The sequence below is a fragment of the Rhodococcus sp. Eu-32 genome, from assembly GCF_003336925.1.
Taxonomy (GTDB): Bacteria; Actinomycetota; Actinomycetes; order Mycobacteriales; family Mycobacteriaceae; genus Rhodococcoides; species Rhodococcoides kyotonensis_B.
In genome coordinates this window covers 25,433-44,541 of record NZ_QGNK01000001.1, presented here as the reverse complement: position 1 = coordinate 44,541, position 19,109 = coordinate 25,433, and the positions used below count along the sequence as shown (strand labels likewise).

Sequence of the window (19,109 nt, the reverse complement as noted above, 5' to 3'; positions counted from 1 at the left end):
CGTCAGGCGTTCCGGTCTGCCATTTCGAGCGCGACCGCACGCAGAGCCCGACGTAGCCGGGCAGGGGCGAGCACTTCCACACCCACGCCGAGAGCGGTCACCTGACTCAGCGCGACGTCGAACGTCTCGAGCCGCAGATCCGTCGTCGTCCAGCCGTCGGCGCCGGGAGCAGGCATCGGATCAGGCGTCGCCTCTCGCCCGATCACACCCCGCAGCATGTGGACCGCAGCAGGAGACAGCCTGACGCGGCAGTCGAATCTCAGCAACGCGCGGTCGAATTTTGCCGTGGACTCGGCCCACCACGTCGCAAGATGGAAGCCGTCGGGACGCTCGACCTCGCCGTCCTGAAGTTCGACGCTCGAGGTGCGGTCCACTCGGTACGACAGAACCGTCGACTCGCGACGTGCGACGAGGTACCAGACTCCAGCCTTCGCCACGAGGCCCAACGGGTCGACCCGCCTGGTCGATCCGCGGTAACCGAGCTCGACCGGTCGTCCGGTGAGTACGGCCGTGCTGATCGTCGGCAGGTGCTCGTTCGCCGCCGGCTCGGTGAACCAGCCTGGAGCGTCGACATACAGACGCTCGCGCCACACCTGCGCGCCTGCCCGAAGAGGCATCGGCAACGCGCCGAGAAGCTTGTTCTCGGCCGCCGCGGTGGCGTCGGAAAGCCCGAGGTCTGCCGCGATCGACGGGACCCCGAGCAACATCAGCGCCGACGTCTCGACGCCGGTCATGCCGGTCAATTTCGACTGCCAACCGTCGAGAAGTCGAACGCCGCCGCCCGGTCCGGACTCCGTCCACAGCGGCACTCCGGCCGCGCCGAGTGCTGCGATGTCGCGGTAGATCGTGCGCACGGACACTCCTGCCTCGTCGGCGAGAGCCTGTGCGGTCGTCGCGCTGCCGTGCTGCAGCGTCAGCATGAGCTGCAGAAGTCTGGACGAACGCACCACGCGAATATTACTGACACACGATGTCAGTGACCAGGCTGCACAATTTCGTCATGGCTTCCTGGAGACAATTCGAGACCGATGCACCCGACCTGGCCAACGCGGTAGCCGCACGCCTCACCGCTCACAAACATCACGTCCTCGCGACACTTCGTAAGGACGGATCGCCACGAGTGAGCGGCACCGAGGTGGAGATCGGCGAGAAGACCCTGCGACTCGGTTCCATGCTGAACGCGCTGAAAGTACAAGATCTGCGCAGAGATTCGCGGTATGCGATTCACAGCAACCCCGGTCATCATTCGATGGACGGGGGCGACGCGAAGATTTCCGGCACTGCCGTCGAGTTGACGGACCCGGTCGAACTTCAAAAGATCTTCGACGCCGCACCGCCGGAGTTGACTCCGTACAACGTGTTCGACCTGGACATCACCGAAGTGGTGCTGACATCACTCGTCGACGATCACATGCAGATCGACCTGTGGCGACCGGGTCTCGGGGTGAAAACGTTCACCAAGTGAGTTCGTCTTTGCACGTCGACCCGTGCGCAGTGGGTTCGACCTGAACGGTCGCGTGGTCGAGACCGTACGTCGCGAGTACGGTCTTCGCGCGCTGGAGCAGCACCGAACCGGACCCGTCGCACTCGAGATGCACGGTCGCGACGTCCATGCCGGTGGTGAGCGTCCAGACGTGCAGGTCGTGCACCCCGACCACTCCGGGCAGCGCTGCGAGATCCGCTTCGACGGCCTCGACGTCGACGTGTCCCGGGCTCGCCTGCGTGAGGATGCGCAGCGCCGCGCCTGCGAGCTTCACCGCGCGCGGGATGACCCACAGCGAGATCAGAACACCGACGACGATGTCCGCCCATGTCCACCCGAACACGAGCAGCAGGAAGCCGGCGACGAGCACTCCGACACTGCCGACGGCGTCGGCGAGCACTTCCATGTAGGCGCCGCGCACTGCGATGCTGTCCTTCGCATCGCCTCGAATGAGCAGCATGACGACGAGGTTCGCCGCCAGACCCGCCGCTGCGGTGAGGATCATCGCGAGGCCGGGAATGTCCGGCGCGTCGCCGATCCGGTCGATTGCCTCGTACATGATGAACGCGGCGACGCCGAGCAACAGCACCGCGTTCGCGACGGCCGTCAGCACCTCGGCGCGATGCCACCCGAACGTGCGAGCCGCGACGGCGCTGCCCTTCCTGGCGAGTAGGAGCGCGACGAGACCCATCGACATTCCGAGGACGTCGGTCAGCATGTGTCCGGCGTCGGCGAGCAGACCGAGGGAGTCGATGATCAGCGCGACGGTGGCTTCGAGGATCAGAAAGGCCACGAGGATCGCCAGTGCGATCACCATGTTGCGTATCCGCTTGGTCGACGGCGCCGCCGACTCGCCTGCGCCCGTGATGCCATGACCGTGCCCGTGTCCGGCGCCCATGTCTCCCCTTGGTCGAAGTAGTTGCCGGGCTCACCATATGCGTATATGCGCATGTGTGCAATGGGCTCATGTCACCAGGGGTCGGGCTTCACCTCCGGGTTCTCGACGGTCGGTGGCAACGTCGCCAGAGCGGAGATCCGCTTCAGGCCGGCGACCTGCAACAGGTCGACGATGATCGACCGCAGCTGCGCGAGCACGACCGTCGCCGACAATCCTGCGTTCCTGATCAGTTCCGGCTTCGCTCCGGCCGCAACGGTCCGCAGCACCCGAGCAGCCTCGGCCGCGTCGGGCTGCTGGCCGGGATCGGCGAGGATCATCTTGCGGAGGACATCGACGGCATGAGCCAACTTCTCGACCTCGTCGACGAGACGCGGGTCGAGGATCTCGTCGTCACGCACGAGCGTCAGCGACCGACGCGCGAGCACGCGGATGTTGCGGATGGCGTTGTCGATGGGGTCGGCCGTTCTCGCGAGCTCGCCCAACCGATTTCGGTGACCCCAGTACAACGGCGAGAGTCGCGCGATCTCGCGACCGCCCTTGATGTTCGTCCGCAGCGCGTCGATGTCGGACTGCGTCGCGCGCGCCTTCTTCAGCGCTTCCTCGATCGGCTTCGGATCGTTGGCGACGAGACCGTCGGCGACCTTCTGCAGCACGTCACCTGCGGTGCCGAGGACCTTGGCCGCATCCTTGCGCGCACGCCACACCGGATGCGTCGGAATGAGGGCGACGATCGCGATGCCGACGAGACCACCGGTCAACGCGTCGACCATGCGGTCGATTCCGCCGGAATTTCCCGGCGGAATGAGCGTCGCGACGAGTACCGCGGACGAGCCGGCCTGCATCGCGATGATGGGACCGCCGTCGAGAAATACGGCCGTCGACATCGCCAACGCGACGACGAGGGCGATCTGCCACGGGCCACTGCCGATGGCCGAGATGATCAGATCGCCGACGCCGATTCCGACGGTGACTCCGGCGACGAGCTCGGCCGACCGGCGCAAGCGAGCGCCGAGCGAGATTCCGAGAGAGACGACGGCCGCGATAGGCGCGAAGAACGGATGCGTGTGCCCCACGATGTCCGTTGCCACGAACCACGCGACGCCTGCCGCGAGCGCGCACTGAACGATCGGAAGCAACGACAGCTGCAACCGGGTGCGCCCGGCCCTGATGCGCGCCCGACCTCGCCTGGCGTTCGGGCGCAGCCGATCAGCCGAGACCGAGAGCTTCGGCTGCCTTCGGGTCGCTGTCTTCGAGGAGGTCGAGGCACCGCGCGTACTCGTCGTTCTCTTCGATGTCGCGGGCGGCTTTGGCGAGGACGGCGACGCAGCGGAGGAATCCTCGGTTGGGTTCATGGCTGTACGGGACCGGCCCGAATCCCTTCCATCCGTTGCGACGCAGCTGATCCAGGCCGCGGTGATAGCCGGTCCGCGCATACGCGTACGCGGTGATGGTCTGGCCGGACTCCAGCGCGGCTTCCGCGAGGTACGCCCATGCGATCGACGCCGTCGGGTGGGTCGCCGCGACCGAAGCCGGGTCCTCGTGATTCAGGAGCGCGGACTCAGCCTCGTCGTCCCCTGGGAGCAGCGTCGGCTGCGGTCCGAGCAAGTCACCGAATGAAGTCATGGGGTCCATTGTGCCCCTTCACCCCGCGCGGCTTCCGGGCCACCACCGGCTTGCTCGTTAAGATCTGGCGATGCAGATGTGGCGGTCGATCGGGAGCAGGCGTGTCGGACGATGAAAACGGAGCGGAGGCACGGGCGGACGAGCCCGTGACCGAGGCGATTCCGAAATCGAGGAAACCGTCACCGAAGGTGCCGCCGCGCAAGATACCGCCACGGCTCGACACGCTGCCGCCACAGGCGAGGCCGCAGAGGATCGAACCGAGTCAGCCAAAACGTGTGAAACGCAGCTCTTCCGGGCGCCGTTGGGTAGTGGCGTTCGTCGGTGCACTCGTCGTGATCGTGGCTGCGGGCGCCGTCGCGTTCGCGTACATGTCCCGAGACCGGGGATCCTCGGAGGAGGCGCAGATCCGGTCGTCGATCGAGACGTTCACACAGGCCTTGACGACGGGCGATCTGGCGACGCTGCGGTCGTCGACGTGCGGAGATCTGGCGATGTTCTATCAGGACATTCCCGACGCCGAATTCGCGGACGTGCACCGCGTCGCCGTCGAGCAGGGCAGCATCCCGGTGGTCCAGAGCATCGACGCGGTCCAGATCACGGATGACACCGCGATCGCCCAGGTCACCGCGTACACGGCCGCGAACGCCGCCGATCGTTCTCCACGGACCTTCGATCTGCGCCTCAAGGGCGAGAGTTGGAAGATGTGCGGCTGACGCCGCATGTGAGTGGGAATGTGCAGCGGGCTACACATTCCCACTCACGAGCCGGCTAGCCGGCCGAAACGCTGCGACCTGCGGACTTGAGGTCGTTGCACGCCTCGACGACGCGGGCGGTCATACCGGCCTCGGCCTTCTTGAGGTAGCTGCGCGGGTCGTAGGCCTTCTTGTTGCCGACCTCGCCGTCGACCTTCAACACACCGTCGTAGTTGGTGAAGAAGTGGCCGGCGATGGGACGGCTGAACGCGTACTGGGTGTCGGTGTCGACGTTCATCTTCACGACGCCGTACTCCAGGGCCTCGTCGATCTCGCTCTTCAGCGATCCCGATCCGCCGTGGAACACGAAGTCGAACGGCTTCGAACCGGCGGCCAGGCCGAGCTTCTCGGAGGCGACCTTCTGGCCGTCGGCGAGCACGGACGGCTTCAACTTGACGTTGCCCGGCTTGTAGACGCCGTGGACGTTGCCGAACGTCGCAGCGAGCAGGTAGCGCGAGCCCGCATCTCCTGCACCGAGAGCCTCGACGGTCTTGAGGAAGTCCTCGTTCGACGTGTATAGCTTGTCGTTGATCTCGGCCTCGACGCCGTCCTCTTCACCACCGACGACACCGATTTCGATCTCCAGGATGATGCGCGCAGCTGCCGCCTTGGCGAGCAGGTCCTTGGCGATCTCGAGGTTCTCGTCGATCGGTACCGCGGAACCGTCCCACATGTGCGACTGGAACAGCGGGTTCTTGCCTGCGTCGACGCGCTCCTGCGAGATGGCGAGCAGCGGGCGGACGTAGGTGTCCAGCTTGTCCTTCGGGCAGTGGTCGGTGTGCAGCGCGATGGTGACGTCGTACTTGGCGGCGACCACGTGCGCGAACTCGGCGAGTGCTACCGCGCCGGTGACCATGTCCTTGACGCCGAGGCCGGAGCCGAACTCGGCACCACCGGTCGAGAACTGAATGATGCCGTCACTTCCCGCGTCGGCAAAGCCCTTGATTGCGGCGTTGATGGACTCGGATCCCACGCAGTTGATCGCCGGGAATGCGAACTGGTGTTCCTTCGCCCGGCCAAGCATCTCTGCGTAGACCTCGGGAGTTGCGATCGGCACGGCGTCATTCCTCCAATGTGAAGCAGATGATTGTCTCCTGCAGTATGGCAAGCCCTGGCCCGGGCTGTCGCGCTACCCACCCGGAGGCGTCCAGTCCCGATCAGGACGAAACGGACAGCCGTCGCGAAGGAAATCGACACCTGTCGTTCAGGTTCTCCCAGGTTCGGCCGGTAAGGTGGTCGCGGTGAGTCTTCTTGCTGCCTCGGAATCCGTGACGACGAACCTGGCTTTGTTGCCCGGCTTTCTCGATCCAGTCAACCTGCTGAACTCGTTCGGCACCTGGGTGCTCGTCGGACTGCTCCTCGTGGTCTTCATCGAGTCGGGTTTGCTGTTTCCTCTCCTTCCCGGTGATTCTCTGCTGTTCACGGCAGGCCTGATCGCCGCGTCGAAGTCCACCGAGGTCGAACCGTTCGCCTCCATCTGGACCCTGATCATCCTGATCCCCATCGCGGCTATCGCAGGTGACCAGGTGGGTTACTTCATCGGCCGCAAGGGCGGAACGGCGCTCTTCAAGTCGGACGACGCCAAGTTCTTCAAGAAGAAGTACATCGACGAGTCGCACGCGTTCTTCGAGAAGCACGGTCCGATCACGATCATCCTGGCCCGCTTCGTGCCGATCGTGCGCACCTTCGCCCCCGTCGTCGCAGGCGCGTCGAAGATGAAGTACTCGATCTTCGTCACCTACAACATCGTCGGTGGTGTCGTGTGGGGTGCAGGCGTCACCCTGCTCGGTTACTTCCTCGGCCAGATCGCGTTCATCCGCGACAACGTCGACATCATCTTCATCATCATCGTTCTCGTCTCGGTGCTGCCCATCGCGATCGAGGTCGGCAAGCGATTCGTCAAGGCTCGCAAGACGCCGCTGTCGGAGGCCACGGACGCCATCGACGCGCAGCAGGACAACCCCAACTCCTAGATCGCGAATGCAAGAACAGTGATTCAGTCGATGGGCCAGTTCGGTCCTCTTGAAACCGCAGGGCCACTCGTGGTCTGGATCGTGGTGGTCACGTTCGTCTTTCTCGAGTGCGCGGTCATCATCGGCTTGTTCCTGCCCGGCGATTCCATGCTCATCACTGCAGGCATCGTCATGGCGACGCACGCGTCGGGCACCGGGCACATCTGGGCGCTGTCGGCGGGCGCGATGATCGCCGCCATCGCAGGAAACCAGGTCGGCTACGTCATCGGCCGCAGAACGGGATCCAAACTCGTCGCGCGCAAGAACGGCAAGTACCTCAACACCAAGAACCTGCACAAGGTGAACGTGTTGCTCGAGAAGCACGGCTTCTGGGCCGTCCTGGTCGCGCGGTGGATCCCGTGGGTGCGCACGTTGTGCCCGATGGTCGCGGGCGCGGCCAACATGAATCACCGTCGCTACACGATCGCGAGCACGTTGGGCGCCATCATCTGGGCACCGGTTCTTCTGCTCGTCGGATTCTATTTCGGCAGTTTCCTGGAGAAGGTGCCGTGGCTGCTGCCTGCCGTCCTCATCGCGATGATCGTGCTTCTCGTCGTCGGCACGTGCGTCGGAATCTGGCAGTACCGAAAAGAAATGGCACGACCGGAAGAAGTCGTCGAGGTCGAGGAAGTCCTCGAGTAGTTCAGTTCTTCTCGGCGACGACGAACACCCGCCGGAAAGGGAAGAGCGTCCCCGTCGGAGTCGACGGGTAGGCCTCCCGCAGCAACTCCGCGTACTGCGCCTCGAAACGCGGCTGCTGTTCGTCGTCGAGCGCGTCCAGCACCGGCCGCAACCCGGTACCGCGCACCCAGTTCAGTACCGGATCGGCCCCGGGCAGCACATGCACGTACGACGTCTCCCACGCATCGACGGCGAGGCCCGCACCCATCAGCGCCGACGCGTACTGCTCGGCGCGGTCGACGCTGTCGGTCCCGCGAAGCACCCCCGAGAGCACCGGCGCCCACTCGTCCGACTCGGCGAGGCGACGCATCAGCACGTGTGACGGCGCGTCGAAGTTGGCGGGAACCTGGAAGGCCACGGTGCCGCCTGGATTCAGCTGCTCGGCCCAACGGGTGATCAGTTCGCGATGCTCGGGCACCCACTGCAGTGCCGCATTGGACACCACGACGTCGATGTTCGACGCGTCGAAATCGGAGATGTCTCCTTCGATCACCGTCACGTTCGACGGCAGATCGGCAGGCTGCCCGGCAACCATGTCCGGGGACGAATCGATCCCGGTGATGCGAGCGTCGGGCCACCGCTGCGTCAACGTCGCGGTCAGCACGCCGGTACCGCACCCCAGGTCGACGACCTCGACCGGCGATGCGTGCTGCACCCGCTGCACCAGATCGTGGAAGGGCCGCGAGCGTTCGTCGGCGTACCGGTGGTACACCGTCGGGTCCCAGGACGTCCGCGGCCCGGTTCCTGTCATGACGAAAGCTCCTATCGGTATCCCGCAGCGGACACCGTGTACGCCGCTTCCATGAGCATCCAACCGCTGAGCTGGACCGACAAGTCGCGCTCCGGCACGGCCGACGAGCGCACGGTCCCACCCGAAAACGTGGCCACCGTGTGCCCGGGACCGGGTAGCCGCGCTTCGGTCTCCCACGATGCACCGAACAGCGGGTGATCCTCGACCTCCAGCCGGTTCTCCCACGCAGCCTCGGCCGACCGCAGCACGATCGACGCGGCCAGCATGCGGGCCCTCTCGTCCTCGTCGGTATCACCCGGCAGGGACGTCGCGACGAGAGCGAGATAGCGGGCGAGGATGCCGTCGAACAGGCCGCCGTCTCCCCCGCCACCGCCGACGATCACGCACTCGCGACACAGATGCGTGTCGACCGAGTTCACCAACGCATGGACACGCTCGCGGTGCCGAGGTGCCCCGACCCGGACTGCGAGTTCCGTCTCGACGCCGAGCACGACGCCCTGGCAATAGCTGTACACAGCTCGGTCCAGACCCGGTCCCCCCTTCTGGGTCATTCCGCGGGCTCCACTCCCGCCGCCCCTGATGCCGTCGAGAATCAGGCCCGTCGCGGGGTCACGCAGAGTGGCGTCCATCCAATCCGCCATGGCCTGCGCGCGCCACAACCGGCCTCCGCGCGCAAGCAGGATCGACGCAGGCCCGTTCGCGGGTGCGTTGAAGAACGTGTCACCCTTCCGCCACGGAATTCCGCCACCGGATTCCGGTGACCACGCGTCGAACAGCTCCATCTCGAGAGCCTGGATACCGCCGCGATTGTCGACGGCGTGCAGCCGCTGCGCCCGTTCGAGCGCGAGACCGAGCCACGCCATGTCGTCGTAATAGTCGTTGGTCCACCCACTGATGTTCCGAATGCGGTGTGCACGCGCGATTTTGGCGAGTCGACGACGCCGCTTCGCGGTGGGTTCACGGCTGGCCGCGTCGACGGCGCAATCCAACAGATGCGCCTGCCACCAGTAGTGCCAGCGGAAGAACATGCGTTCGCGTCGAACCGGCGGCCAGGCCACGACCGCGAGCGCAGTGCCGGGCAATGCCCACAGCCGACGCACATGCCGCGCAACGACGGCCCCCTCCGCAGCGTCTGCCCGCTGCGACCACTGCTCCTGCATGTCTCGATCCTGCCATCACCGCACGGGAAGGGTCACGAAGGTGTCACGTCCAGGCATCGGACAGGTCCGCATGCTGCCGAATCCAGGCATGCATCGCGATCCCGGCTGCCACTCCTGCGTTGATGCTGCGCGTCGATCCGAACTGCGCGATCGACACCGTCATCGACGCCCCACCGCGCGCCTCGTCGGTGACGCCCGGGCCCTCCTGCCCGAACAGCAGGAGGCATTCCCGCGGCAGTTCGGCGGTTTCGATGGGCACCGAGCCGGGTGTGTTGTCCACGGCGACGACGGTCAGCCCGCGCTCGGCGGCGAACTCGAGCAAGTCGGCGACGGTCGCGTGATGATGGAGATGCTGGTACCGATCGGTCACCATTGCGCCGCGACGGTTCCACCGGCGCCGGCCCACGATGTGAACCGCTTGTGCCGCAAAGGCATTCGCGGTCCGGACGACGGTGCCGATGTTGGCGTCGTTGGCGAAGTTCTCGATCGCGACATGCAACGGGTGCCGACGACGGTCGATGTCGGCGACGATCGCCTCACGCGTCCAGTAGCGATACGCGTCGACGACGTTGCGGCGGTCCCCCGACTCCAGCAGTTCGGGGTCGAAGCGAGGGTCGGTCGGGCGCGGTTCGTCGTGTTCGGTCTCCCACGGTCCGACTCCGTTCGGGTTGTCACCCCACTCCGTCGGACCGATCGCTACATCGTCGAAACCGTTGCTGCTCAATAGACTTCGTTGCTGTCGGGAGCGATACGGAAGCCATGTCCGGTCTCGTCGTTGGTGCAGGAGATGCCGTCGGCGGAAGAAGTGCACGTGTAACCGTCGGCGGCGATGGTCTGCCCGACGCCCAGCGGCGGATCGATGGCCTCCCCGCCCGAGGTGTACACCGCGCCGCCCGCGCACATGAACGACGCCGCGCCCTCGTTGGTGACACGAATTCCGTTGCCCCAGCTGATCATGCAGTCCTCCGGACGCGGGGGAACCGGATCGGTCGTGCCCTGACATCCCGCCTCGGTGCGCGAGGACAGCGTGACGATGCCGCACTGGAACTGCCCGTCCGGCGAGCTGAAGTAATACGCCCCGTCGAGCGCCGCGTACGTGGTCTGCGGCGTCGGCGCGGGGGCGGGCTCGGTCGTCGTGGGGAGCGGTGCTTCGGTCGTCGGGACGGGGGCTTCCGTCGTCGTGGTGGGGGCCGCTGTCGTGGTGGTCGTCGTCGGCGGGGCCGACGACGGAGCGGCGACGTCGGCGCCCGATTCGCTGCCACACCCGGCAAGCACGGCCGCTGCCGCACAGAGACCGGCCACTGCCAGACGCTTGTTCACCATGTTCGACCCCGACCCCACTTTCGCTTCACGCTTTCTCGCTCAGCGACCATACCGGCGAAGGCCGACGGTCGCCGTCGGGGTGCGGGTTGTTCAGCTCCGGTCGACCATGTAGATCTAGGTGTGGCTCAGGCGACGGTTCACCTCGCGCGTCAGCCAGGCAGGCGAGAAGCGCGAACCGAGCGACAGAGCCTTCGACTGCAGACCGACCGGGAAGTGCACCTTGTGCAACAACGGCCTCTGTCGCAACCCTTTCGCCGGTCTCGTGGCGTCGAAGATGGCCTGCGAGACGTCGTCGGCGGTGAGCTTGATTCCGAGCGTGCTCGTCGTTCCCGTGCTGACATCCTTGGTCATGGCGGTCTGGACGAACAGCGGCCACATGGCCTTGACCGAGATGTCGTACTTCTTCCATTCGAGGTCGAGCGCCTCGGTGACACCGCGTACCGCGAACTTCGTCGCGCCGTAGGTCACGAGCTCGGGCTGGCCGTAGATCGCCGACGCCGAACACAGGTTGACGACCTGAGCACCTCGCGTCACCTTCAGATACGGGAACGCCGCGAGCGTTCCGTAGACGACACCGTTGAAGTTGATGTCGATCTGCTTCTTGTGCACCTCGAGCGGCATCTCTTCGAACGGTCCGGCAACGAGAATGCCCGCGTTGTTGATCAACACGTCGAGACGTCCGTCCGCCTCGGCGTCGAATTCCTTCAGACGCTTCTCCCACTGCTGCGGGTCGGTCACGTCGAGGACGCCGGTGACGATGCGTCCGCCCCTCGAGGTCACCTCTTTGCTCAGCGAAGCAAGGCCGGTCTCGTCGATGTCGTACGCGCCGACGAGGTAACCCGAGCGAGCGAACTTGAGCGCAGTGGAACGTCCGATCCCGGCTGCGGCGCCGGTGATGAAGACGGAAGGCGTAGGCATTCCGACAGAATAGGCGTTACGACGGTTATCGGTAAGTCCCTCGGGGATATTTCAGGACTACGCTGAAGTTCTCGTCGAGGAGATGTGGGTGAATCACGAACGGATATTGCGGGCCGTCGCGGCTGTGGCGGTGGTCTATGTGATCGTGCTGGTGATCTGGGCCGGGTGGCTCAGGCCACGAGCAGAGCCCGGCACCCTTCCCTACCAGCTCATGTTCCTGGTGGCGGGGTTCGCCGTCGCGCTCGGGATCGCCATGCTCGTCGCGAACCGTCGCACCGCGGAGCAGCGACGCCTCGCCAAGAACGGCGTCGAAGGCTGGGCCACGGTGGAGGCGTCGCGCAGGATCGACGACGATTCCACCGAACTCGACCTCGCGTTCACCGTTCCCGGTTCTGCCCCGTTCGCCGGTCGCATCGTCTATTCCATTCCGCCGGACGAAGCCTCGAGGTTCGAGCCAGGCCGCACCCTGCCGGTCATGGTCGACCCGTTGGACCACCACAAAGTGCTTCTACTCCCCGGAAAGACCCCGGACGAGTAGGTATTGAGCGAGCGCATAGGTGGACAGGACGGCCCCTTCAGCGATCCGCCTCACGCGCTCGCTCGACGGCACGAGCCGACGGAACACGATGAGGGCGTCGGAGATCGTGAACAGGACACCGCCCGCGGCGAGCCACGACCTGGTGTCGCCGGTCGGCACGACGACTCCAGCGCGAACCGTCGCACCCGGCGCGAGCGTCGGGTCGGCAGACAACGTCGACATCGTCGCCAGCAGGACGCCGTAGCCGGCGAGACCCGGTGCCACGTCCGGTGAGCGTTTCCTCAACGCAACCGCAGCGATGCCCCAGCCCGCCAGCCGCGGAAGCGCGGCCGCCGTCGTGATCCGGGCACCTCGCGACGCAAGCAGCACCGAGTAGCAGGTCTGCATGACGGCGAACGCTCCGGCACCGCCCAGAATGCGCGCATCGTCGTCGGGATCGAGCATCAGGACGTCCCCGAGCGTCGCGGCCGCGAGTGCGGATCCGAGAACAGCAGACGGACGTTCCACGCTCGCCGCGAGAGCCGGCATCATCAACGGCTTCGCGACGCGATGTACACGCTCGCATCCCGTGGCTGCCCCGATCACCGTCGCAGCCGCCGACCCGGCGAAGAAGATCCTGGCCACGGACGTTCGTTTCATCGGGCACCCCTCATGCTTCGCAAAACTAATTAGTTGTGTGATGCTGGCCCCTATCGCTTGATCGGAACCGTGCAGCTTGTCATCGTTGAAAGGTAAACACGCGACACGACACGTAGGGACTACTATGCGCCGGAAACACACTGACCACGCTCGTAACTCCGGTGTCGGCTACCCCGCGTTGCACAACCCCCTGTTCCGACGCTCCGACCGCATCCAAGCCCGCGTCAAGAACGTCGTCGTCACGCTCGTCATCCTGATGGTGCCGATCGCTGCATGGCTCGGAATGTCCACCCTCGAAACGCAGCAGGCGCGGATGGTCGCGCAGGAGACGTCGCTCCACCAGGTAACGGCGACCACCACCGCGGAAGCGCAAGCGATGCCCCTGGCCACAGGCGATGGCGGGTCGTCCACCACCGCATCCGTCGACGCGACCTGGACGTTCGACGGCGCCCAGCACAACGGGTCCGTGTCGGTCGCGTCCGGTTCGCCCGCGGGCACCGAGTCCGAGATCTGGGTCGACGCCGCGGGCGAGCGTTCGGCGCAGCCGACGACCGGTGCCGACGCCGTCGCAGCAGCCCTGTTCGTCGGCATCGGAAGCTTGTTCGCGGTTGCCATGATCCTGTCCGGCGTCTACACCGTCGTGCGTTACCGCCTCGACCAGCAGCGCGACTCGGAATGGGACGTCGCAATCAAGAACTTCCTGAACGAGAACAGCCCGAGCTGAGCCCCACCTCCCGACGAAGTTCGGGAGGCGTCCGGCTCGCTTGATATACATAATTAGCTTATGTAACATAATTGAAGTGACGCACCCCGACTCCTCGACGCGCGACCTACTCGTCGAACTGGTGACCACGTCGTCCAGGTTCGCCCGTCTTGCTGCGCAACTCGGCAGTGACGACCACCCACGTGCGTGGATGCGCGCCCTGTCATTGCTCGAGGAGTACCAACCGCTCCGCATCAGCGAGTTCGCTCGTCTGGATCGGTGCTCCCAGCCGTCGGCGACGGCCTTGCTCGGCAAACTCGCCGACCGAGGACTCGTCGCACGCACGGCGGACCCGTCGGATTCCCGAGCGGTTCTCGTCGAGATGACCGACGACGGTGTTGCCTGGCTGAACGACGGCCGCACACACATCGGCGACGGGTTGATCCCCTACCTTTCCGACTTCGAGCCGGATCAATTGAAGAAACTGACCGCCGGCTTGAGCGAACTGCGCACGATGCTCAAGACGTCGATCTCCGAGTAGAACGCGACATATTCGCAAGGAGAGAAGAAGAAGTGAGTACATCCTCGGAAAGCTTGTCGAAGCAACCGAAAGCTGTTTGGGCCGTTGCGTTCGCGAGCGTCATCGCGTTCATGGGCATCGGACTCGTCGATCCGATTCTGAAGCCGATCGGTGAACAACTGCACGCGTCCCCGTCGCAGGTGTCGTTGCTGTTCACCAGTTACATGCTCGTCACAGGCGTCGCGATGCTCATCACGGGTGTGGTGTCCAGTAGGTTCGGGCCCAAGAAGACTCTACTGGCCGGTCTGGCGATCATCGTCGTGTTCGCCGCTCTCGCAGGACTTTCCGGAACCGTCGGCGAGATCATCGGTTTCCGTGCAGGCTGGGGACTCGGCAACGCATTGTTCATCGCGACCGCCCTGTCGACGATCGTCGGCGCCGCGTCGGGCGGTGTCGCTCGCGCGATCATCCTGTACGAGGCCGCGCTCGGAATCGGTATCGCCACCGGCCCGCTCGTCGGAGGAGTGCTCGGCGGAATCTCCTGGCGCGGACCGTTCTTCGGCGTTGCGACGCTCATGGCCGTGGCGTTCATCCTGCTGATCGTCATGCTCCCCGAGACCCCGAAGCCGGCGCACACGACGTCGATCCTCGACCCGTTCCGCGCTCTGCGTCACCGCGGCCTGCTGACCGTCGGCATCACTGCGTTGCTGTACAACTACGGCTTCTTCACGCTGCTCGCCTACACGCCGTTCCCACTCGACATGGGTACGTACAGCATCGGTTTCATCTTCTTCGGCTGGGGACTGTGCCTGGCGATCGCGTCGGTGTTTCTCGCTCCTCGGCTGCAGCGCGCATACGGCACGCTGAACATGATGATGGCGTCGCTGCTGCTGTTCGCGGTCGACCTCGGCGTCATGGCTCTGTTCACCGAAGACAAGATCGTTCTGATCGTCGGAACGGTGCTCGCCGGGTTGTTCCTGGGCGTCAACAACACTCTGATCACGGAGACCGTGATGATCTCGGCGCCCGTCGAGCGTTCGACGGCGTCCGCCGCGTACAGCTTCGTCCGCTTCGTCGGAGGTGCCGCGGCGCCGTACCTCGCAGGCAAACTCGGCGAGAGCAACACTCATGTTCCGTTCTGGGTCGGCGCGGTGTGCACGCTGTTGGCGATCGTCGTATTGTCCACCGGCCGTAAGGTTCTGGCGCACGTCGACGAACACGACCCGGCCCCGCACAGCGTGGACGAGGCTCAGGCCGTCACCGTCGGGGACTGAGCGGCTGCGCCGCATGTGAGTCAAAATGTATAGAGGGCTATACATTTTCACTCACGAGGGCTACAGGCCCAGGTCCCCCAGCCCGAGGAGCGAGCGGTATTCGAGCCCCTCGGCGGCGATGACGTCGTCGGCCCCGGTTGCACGGTCGACGACGGTCGCGACTCCGACGACGGTTGCCCCGACGTCGCGCAGCGCCTTGACGGCGGTCAGCGGCGAGTTACCCGTGGTCGTGGTGTCCTCGACGACCAGAACGCGCTTTCCGACGACGTCCGGCCCCTCGATCTGTCGCTGCATCCCGTGCGCCTTGGCGGCCTTGCGAACGACGAACGCGTCGATGGGACGGCCCTGCGCATGCATGATCGACAGCGCAACCGGGTCGGCTCCCATTGTCAACCCGCCGACGGCGTCGAAGTCCCAGTCGGCAACCAACTCACGCATCAGCGATCCGATCAGCTCGCTCGCGCGGTGGTGCAGCGTCGCACGACGAAGGTCGACGTAGTAATCGGCTTCCTTGCCCGACGACAACGTCACCTTGCCGTGTACGACGGCGAGTTCACGAACGAGCTCGGCCAGTTCGGCGCGGTCGGCACTGTCGGACATGAGAGATCCCTTCGATCGAATTCCTGCCCGATGAATCTACCGACCTAGGCTGCGACGCTCGTAGGCTGGTCGTCGCCGGCGAGATCGACGTGCTCGACGAACGGCTCCGGCGCGTCGACCTTCAGCGCCTTCGCGACGAACTTCGACGGGAACGACGTCCGCAGCAGCGAGAGCCGGTACGCGTTGTCGTTGTAGACACGGACCGCGCCCGCGATGCGCTTCTCGGTGGTCTCCAGATCACCGGCCGGCCCCTGGAACGCCCAGTTGGACTTGAGTTTCGGATGCCGATCCGACTCGGCGAGCACGGTGTGCACCGCCGCGGACAACGCGTTCTCGGCGGCGGCCTGCGACGTCAGTCCGAGCCCACGCTCACGCACTGCCTTCGACCACGACCGCGCTCCGACGAGTTGGCGGACGGCGTCCTGATCCATGCCCGACGACTCGATCGCCGCGATGAGCGGTTCCAGCTGCGTGTACCTGCGGTCGAGTTCGACCGTGACCAGTTGTCGACTTGCCGCGGTGTGCGAGCGGAAGCGCCGGATCCGTCGCTCGACGCTCACCGTGTAGGCAAGAACCAGGACTACGACAATCGCCACGATCACGAAAACAGTCACGAGGTACGAATTTAACGGGGTTCTCCGCGACACGCCCGCAGGCACGCCAGGACCGTTCGGACTATGTTCGCCCGCGACCGCGTCCGACGACGTTGGTTAGCTTGCGCACGACGCTCTTCGGCACCTTCGTACCGATCGCGGTCAGCACCTTGTACTGGGCACCCGGCACGCTGATGACCTTGCCCTTGTCGAGGTCGTTCATCGACGTCTGTACGACCTGATCGACGTTCAGCCACATGAACTTCGGAATAGTCGACATCTCGATGCCTGCCCGCTGATGGAATTCGGTCTTGATGAATCCCGGGCACAGCGCCTGCACCTGCACACCGGTTCCCGCGAGACCACCGGACAACCCCTCGGAGAACGAGATGACGTACGCCTTCGACGCCGAGTAGGTCGACCCACGCCCGGACAGCAGACCTGCCACACTCGCGACGTTGACGACGGTTCCCTTCGCCGCCGCGACCATCGACGGCAGTGCGGCGCGCGTCAGCTGCATGACCGCGGTGACGTTGACGTCGAGCTGCGCCTGCAACAACTCGGGCGACGCGGTCCAGAACTCGCCCGACGTACCGAAACCTGCGTTGTTGACGAGGAATTCGACGCCGCGTTCGAGCCGTTCGATCACCTGATCCCGACCCTGCTGAGACGCGAGATCCGCCGCGAGGATTTCCGAGTCGGTGCCGAATCCGAGGCGCAGCTCGTCGGCGAGCGAACGCAACTTCAGCTCGTTCCGCGCCACGAGCACCAGATCGTAGCCGCGGGCGGCGAGGTGCCGGGCGTACCCGGCCCCGAGACCCGACGTCGGGCCGGTGACGAGCGCAACAGGGCGAAGCTTCCGAGAGATCTCCGGTTCGATCGGATCAGCGGTCATGCGAGAAGGTTATAGCGTTCTCAGGAGTCCGTGGGACGACCTTCGGACGAGTCCGCCGAACGACGGCCGGCCGCACGATTGATCGGCGTCGGCCGCGCCCCCGACGGTTCCGGGCGCCTGGGCTCCTGCACGCGGGGAGCAGGTGCCGGACGCTGCTGAGGTGTCGGCGCCGGACGCTGCTGCGCCGCACGTGGCGTGGGGCTTGCTCGGCGGGACACCGGTGGTAGAACGTGCAGCATTCCGGACAGGCGTGCGACGGAGTCGATCGCGGCATCCCACTCACGGCCACTGCTGCCGAGCGGCATCGATCCGAGGGTCCAGTCGTTCTCGCTCCACAGCAGGTTCAGGTGCGGCGGCACCGATTCCGTGAAGGCCGCCATCCGCTGATCGCAGACGCGTCGCGCGATCTCGACGTCGGTGGCGAACACGACGCGCGGCCCGATCGAGCCGAGCAGTTCGAGGTCCTGGTCCTTCGGCGGCGGCGTCGACTTCAGTCGTAGATCGATGTCGACGTCGGACCCCACGGGCCGCTGAACCGCGACGATGGTCGTCTCTTCCTCGACGTCGAACAGAACGAAGTTCTCACCGCGGCGCACACCCCGAACGACGTCGAGGGCAATGTCGTGTTCCGGCTTGGCGAGTGCGGCTCGGCGGAAGCGCCGCACGAGGGCGTCGCTGTCGGCCTCGTAGGTGTAACCCTGCGCCTTCGCCCACATCTGGCGAACGCGTCCGAGCTGGTCGCGGCGCGACCTGTCGATGTAGAGAAGTGCGACAGCACCCACGAGTGCGATCGCTGCAAGTCCGAACCACATAGCCGTCATCGCCCGTCAGCCTATCGCTTCCACGATGTCGCCCATCTGCCGACTTACGGCGTTTCGACGATGATGTCGGCCGTGATGGCACCGTCGGCGGCCGGACTGCCGTTGACGACGACACGCGACCCGACCTTCAGAGCCGACAGGTCGAATCCGGACAGCGACAACACCTGGGTCGCGGGCGTCGTCAACACCGTCACCGGGGCACCGTCGATCCCCTGCAAGGTCAAGTTCGACCCGTCGATCGCCGTGACGGTACCGATCGCGGCGCCCGAGTTACCGAGGATCTCGGGGATACCACCGGGCACCAGACCACCGGGGGTGGACGGCGGCGCCGAGGGCTGCAGGCTGGGAGTCGGGAGAGGCGCGAGCGTCGTCGGCAACGGGCGCACGGTCGTCGGTGCGGATGCGGTGTTCGAACTCGACGGCTGATTGGTCACGAAGAAGACACCCGCCAGCACGACGACGACCAACGCGGCCAGTCCCAACAGCGCGAACAGCACCTTTCGCGACGAATTCCCACCCGTCGGCGGTTCACCGGTCTCCTGCGGCTGGTACTGCGGCTGCTGGAAGTTCTGGGGCGGTCCGTACGACTGGGTGTACTGATGGCCGGGCCCGTACTGCTGGTTCGGATCGTAGGGCGGCAGCGCCTGCGTCGGATTCGGCTGCTGCTCGGCATACTGCGGATAGCCGTACTGCTGCGTCGGCTGATCCGGGTACGGCTGCGACTCCGGATACGGCTGCGAATCCGGATACTGCTGGTAGCCCTGGTACTGCTGCGGTGGGTAGTTCTGGTACTGCTGGGTCGGCTGATCCGGGTACTGCTGCCACGACTGGGTGGGCTGATCGCGGCCGTAGGGGTCCGGTGGCGGATTCGCCGTCCCGTCCTCCCACGACCGCTCCCGCGGATCGTCCGAATTCGTCATTACCC

Annotated in this window: 24 protein-coding genes; 8 read left to right on the top strand and 16 right to left on the bottom strand. The window is 65.5% G+C overall.

Annotation, left to right across the window (positions count from 1 at the left end):
- Nucleotides 1-2: 2 nt before the first annotated feature.
- A complete protein-coding gene (locus DK926_RS00240; protein ID WP_114328585.1) occupies nucleotides 3-947 on the bottom strand; it encodes a WYL domain-containing protein in 945 nt (314 codons plus the stop codon).
- A gap of 53 nt (nucleotides 948-1,000) precedes the next feature.
- Between DK926_RS00240 and DK926_RS00235 the strand changes: the two genes are divergently transcribed.
- Nucleotides 1,001-1,465, top strand: coding sequence for a pyridoxamine 5'-phosphate oxidase family protein (locus DK926_RS00235; RefSeq protein ID WP_068422252.1), 465 nt, complete (start codon nucleotides 1,001-1,003; stop codon nucleotides 1,463-1,465).
- Here the strand turns inward: DK926_RS00235 and DK926_RS00230 are convergent.
- The 3 genes from DK926_RS00230 to DK926_RS00220 form a co-directional block, all read right to left on the bottom strand.
- The gene (locus DK926_RS00230; RefSeq protein WP_114327854.1) at nucleotides 1,455-2,381 is read right to left on the bottom strand and encodes a cation diffusion facilitator family transporter; all 927 of its coding nucleotides are present in this window, start codon (nucleotides 2,379-2,381) and stop codon (nucleotides 1,455-1,457) included. The genes DK926_RS00235 and DK926_RS00230 overlap by 11 nt on opposite strands.
- Before the next feature lie 71 nt (nucleotides 2,382-2,452).
- A complete protein-coding gene (locus tag DK926_RS00225; protein WP_114328583.1) occupies nucleotides 2,453-3,550 on the bottom strand; it encodes an FUSC family protein in 1,098 nt (365 codons plus the stop codon).
- A 37-nt stretch (nucleotides 3,551-3,587) separates the two neighbouring features.
- A complete protein-coding gene (locus tag DK926_RS00220) occupies nucleotides 3,588-4,004 on the bottom strand; it encodes a DUF3151 domain-containing protein (RefSeq protein WP_068421891.1) in 417 nt (138 codons plus the stop codon).
- A 275-nt stretch (nucleotides 4,005-4,279) separates the two neighbouring features.
- Here DK926_RS00220 and DK926_RS00215 point away from each other — a divergent pair, with 275 nt between their 5' ends.
- The gene (locus tag DK926_RS00215) at nucleotides 4,280-4,717 is read left to right on the top strand and encodes a hypothetical protein (protein WP_125833351.1); all 438 of its coding nucleotides are present in this window, start codon (nucleotides 4,280-4,282) and stop codon (nucleotides 4,715-4,717) included.
- Nucleotides 4,718-4,772: 55 nt separating this feature from the next.
- On the opposite strand, the gene fbaA is transcribed toward DK926_RS00215, so the two are convergent.
- Nucleotides 4,773-5,813 carry a class II fructose-bisphosphate aldolase gene (gene fbaA, locus DK926_RS00210; protein WP_068421889.1) on the bottom strand — a complete coding sequence of 347 codons (1,041 nt, stop codon included), beginning with the start codon at nucleotides 5,811-5,813 and terminating at the stop codon, nucleotides 4,773-4,775.
- Nucleotides 5,814-5,997: 184 nt separating this feature from the next.
- On the opposite strand from fbaA, the gene DK926_RS00205 reads away from it, so the two are divergent.
- Nucleotides 5,998-6,729, top strand: a complete 732-nt coding sequence (locus tag DK926_RS00205; protein ID WP_068422247.1) for a VTT domain-containing protein — start codon at nucleotides 5,998-6,000, stop codon at nucleotides 6,727-6,729.
- A gap of 30 nt (nucleotides 6,730-6,759) precedes the next feature.
- Nucleotides 6,760-7,410, top strand: a complete 651-nt coding sequence (locus DK926_RS00200; protein WP_068422244.1) for a DedA family protein — start codon at nucleotides 6,760-6,762, stop codon at nucleotides 7,408-7,410.
- A 1-nt stretch (nucleotide 7,411) separates the two neighbouring features.
- Here the strand turns inward: DK926_RS00200 and DK926_RS00195 are convergent, their stop codons facing one another.
- From DK926_RS00195 to DK926_RS00175, 5 genes are all read right to left on the bottom strand, one after another.
- Entirely contained in the window at nucleotides 7,412-8,200 is a 789-nt protein-coding gene (locus DK926_RS00195; protein WP_114327852.1) for a trans-aconitate 2-methyltransferase, read from the bottom strand.
- Nucleotides 8,201-8,211: 11 nt separating this feature from the next.
- Nucleotides 8,212-9,360, bottom strand: coding sequence for a glycoside hydrolase family 76 protein (locus tag DK926_RS00190; RefSeq protein ID WP_114327851.1), 1,149 nt, complete (start codon nucleotides 9,358-9,360; stop codon nucleotides 8,212-8,214).
- A 43-nt stretch (nucleotides 9,361-9,403) separates the two neighbouring features.
- Nucleotides 9,404-10,084 carry an RNA methyltransferase gene (locus DK926_RS00185; RefSeq protein WP_114327850.1) on the bottom strand — a complete coding sequence of 227 codons (681 nt, stop codon included), beginning with the start codon at nucleotides 10,082-10,084 and terminating at the stop codon, nucleotides 9,404-9,406.
- On the bottom strand, nucleotides 10,081-10,683 hold the full coding sequence (locus DK926_RS00180) for a DUF6636 domain-containing protein (protein ID WP_114327849.1): 603 nt from the start codon (nucleotides 10,681-10,683) through the stop codon (nucleotides 10,081-10,083). The genes DK926_RS00185 and DK926_RS00180 overlap by 4 nt, the downstream gene beginning before the upstream one ends.
- A gap of 114 nt (nucleotides 10,684-10,797) precedes the next feature.
- On the bottom strand, nucleotides 10,798-11,601 hold the full coding sequence (locus tag DK926_RS00175) for an SDR family oxidoreductase (RefSeq protein ID WP_068421874.1): 804 nt from the start codon (nucleotides 11,599-11,601) through the stop codon (nucleotides 10,798-10,800).
- Between the two features lie 88 nt (nucleotides 11,602-11,689).
- On the opposite strand from DK926_RS00175, the gene DK926_RS00170 reads away from it, so the two are divergent.
- On the top strand, nucleotides 11,690-12,139 hold the full coding sequence (locus DK926_RS00170; protein ID WP_114328579.1) for a hypothetical protein: 450 nt from the start codon (nucleotides 11,690-11,692) through the stop codon (nucleotides 12,137-12,139).
- On the opposite strand, the gene DK926_RS00165 is transcribed toward DK926_RS00170, so the two are convergent.
- A complete protein-coding gene (locus tag DK926_RS00165) occupies nucleotides 12,110-12,778 on the bottom strand; it encodes a lysoplasmalogenase (protein WP_114327848.1) in 669 nt (222 codons plus the stop codon). The two genes, DK926_RS00170 and DK926_RS00165, sit on opposite strands and share 30 nt — an antisense overlap.
- Before the next feature lie 124 nt (nucleotides 12,779-12,902).
- Between DK926_RS00165 and DK926_RS00160 the strand changes: the two genes are divergently transcribed.
- The 3 genes from DK926_RS00160 (at nucleotide 12,903) to DK926_RS00150 (ending at nucleotide 15,275) form a co-directional block, all read left to right on the top strand.
- A complete protein-coding gene (locus DK926_RS00160; protein ID WP_114327847.1) occupies nucleotides 12,903-13,502 on the top strand; it encodes a hypothetical protein in 600 nt (199 codons plus the stop codon).
- Nucleotides 13,503-13,578: 76 nt separating this feature from the next.
- The gene (locus tag DK926_RS00155; protein ID WP_243636568.1) at nucleotides 13,579-14,022 is read left to right on the top strand and encodes a MarR family transcriptional regulator; all 444 of its coding nucleotides are present in this window, start codon (nucleotides 13,579-13,581) and stop codon (nucleotides 14,020-14,022) included.
- 32 nt (nucleotides 14,023-14,054) lie between these two features.
- Nucleotides 14,055-15,275 (top strand): MFS transporter, encoded by a 1,221-nt coding sequence (locus DK926_RS00150; RefSeq protein WP_114327846.1) that lies wholly within the window; start codon nucleotides 14,055-14,057, stop codon nucleotides 15,273-15,275.
- A 60-nt stretch (nucleotides 15,276-15,335) separates the two neighbouring features.
- On the opposite strand, the gene pyrE is transcribed toward DK926_RS00150, so the two are convergent.
- From pyrE to DK926_RS00125, 5 genes are all read right to left on the bottom strand, one after another.
- Nucleotides 15,336-15,875 carry an orotate phosphoribosyltransferase gene (gene pyrE / locus DK926_RS00145; RefSeq protein WP_114327845.1) on the bottom strand — a complete coding sequence of 180 codons (540 nt, stop codon included), beginning with the start codon at nucleotides 15,873-15,875 and terminating at the stop codon, nucleotides 15,336-15,338.
- A 44-nt stretch (nucleotides 15,876-15,919) separates the two neighbouring features.
- Nucleotides 15,920-16,489, bottom strand: a complete 570-nt coding sequence (locus DK926_RS00140) for a LemA family protein (protein WP_068421698.1) — start codon at nucleotides 16,487-16,489, stop codon at nucleotides 15,920-15,922.
- Between the two features lie 61 nt (nucleotides 16,490-16,550).
- The gene (locus DK926_RS00135) at nucleotides 16,551-17,363 is read right to left on the bottom strand and encodes an SDR family oxidoreductase (RefSeq protein ID WP_114327844.1); all 813 of its coding nucleotides are present in this window, start codon (nucleotides 17,361-17,363) and stop codon (nucleotides 16,551-16,553) included.
- A 20-nt stretch (nucleotides 17,364-17,383) separates the two neighbouring features.
- The gene (locus tag DK926_RS00130; protein WP_243636610.1) at nucleotides 17,384-18,175 is read right to left on the bottom strand and encodes a hypothetical protein; all 792 of its coding nucleotides are present in this window, start codon (nucleotides 18,173-18,175) and stop codon (nucleotides 17,384-17,386) included.
- Between the two features lie 53 nt (nucleotides 18,176-18,228).
- Nucleotides 18,229-19,104, bottom strand: a complete 876-nt coding sequence (locus DK926_RS00125) for a DUF5666 domain-containing protein (protein ID WP_114327843.1) — start codon at nucleotides 19,102-19,104, stop codon at nucleotides 18,229-18,231.
- Between the last annotated feature and the right edge of the window lie 5 nt (nucleotides 19,105-19,109).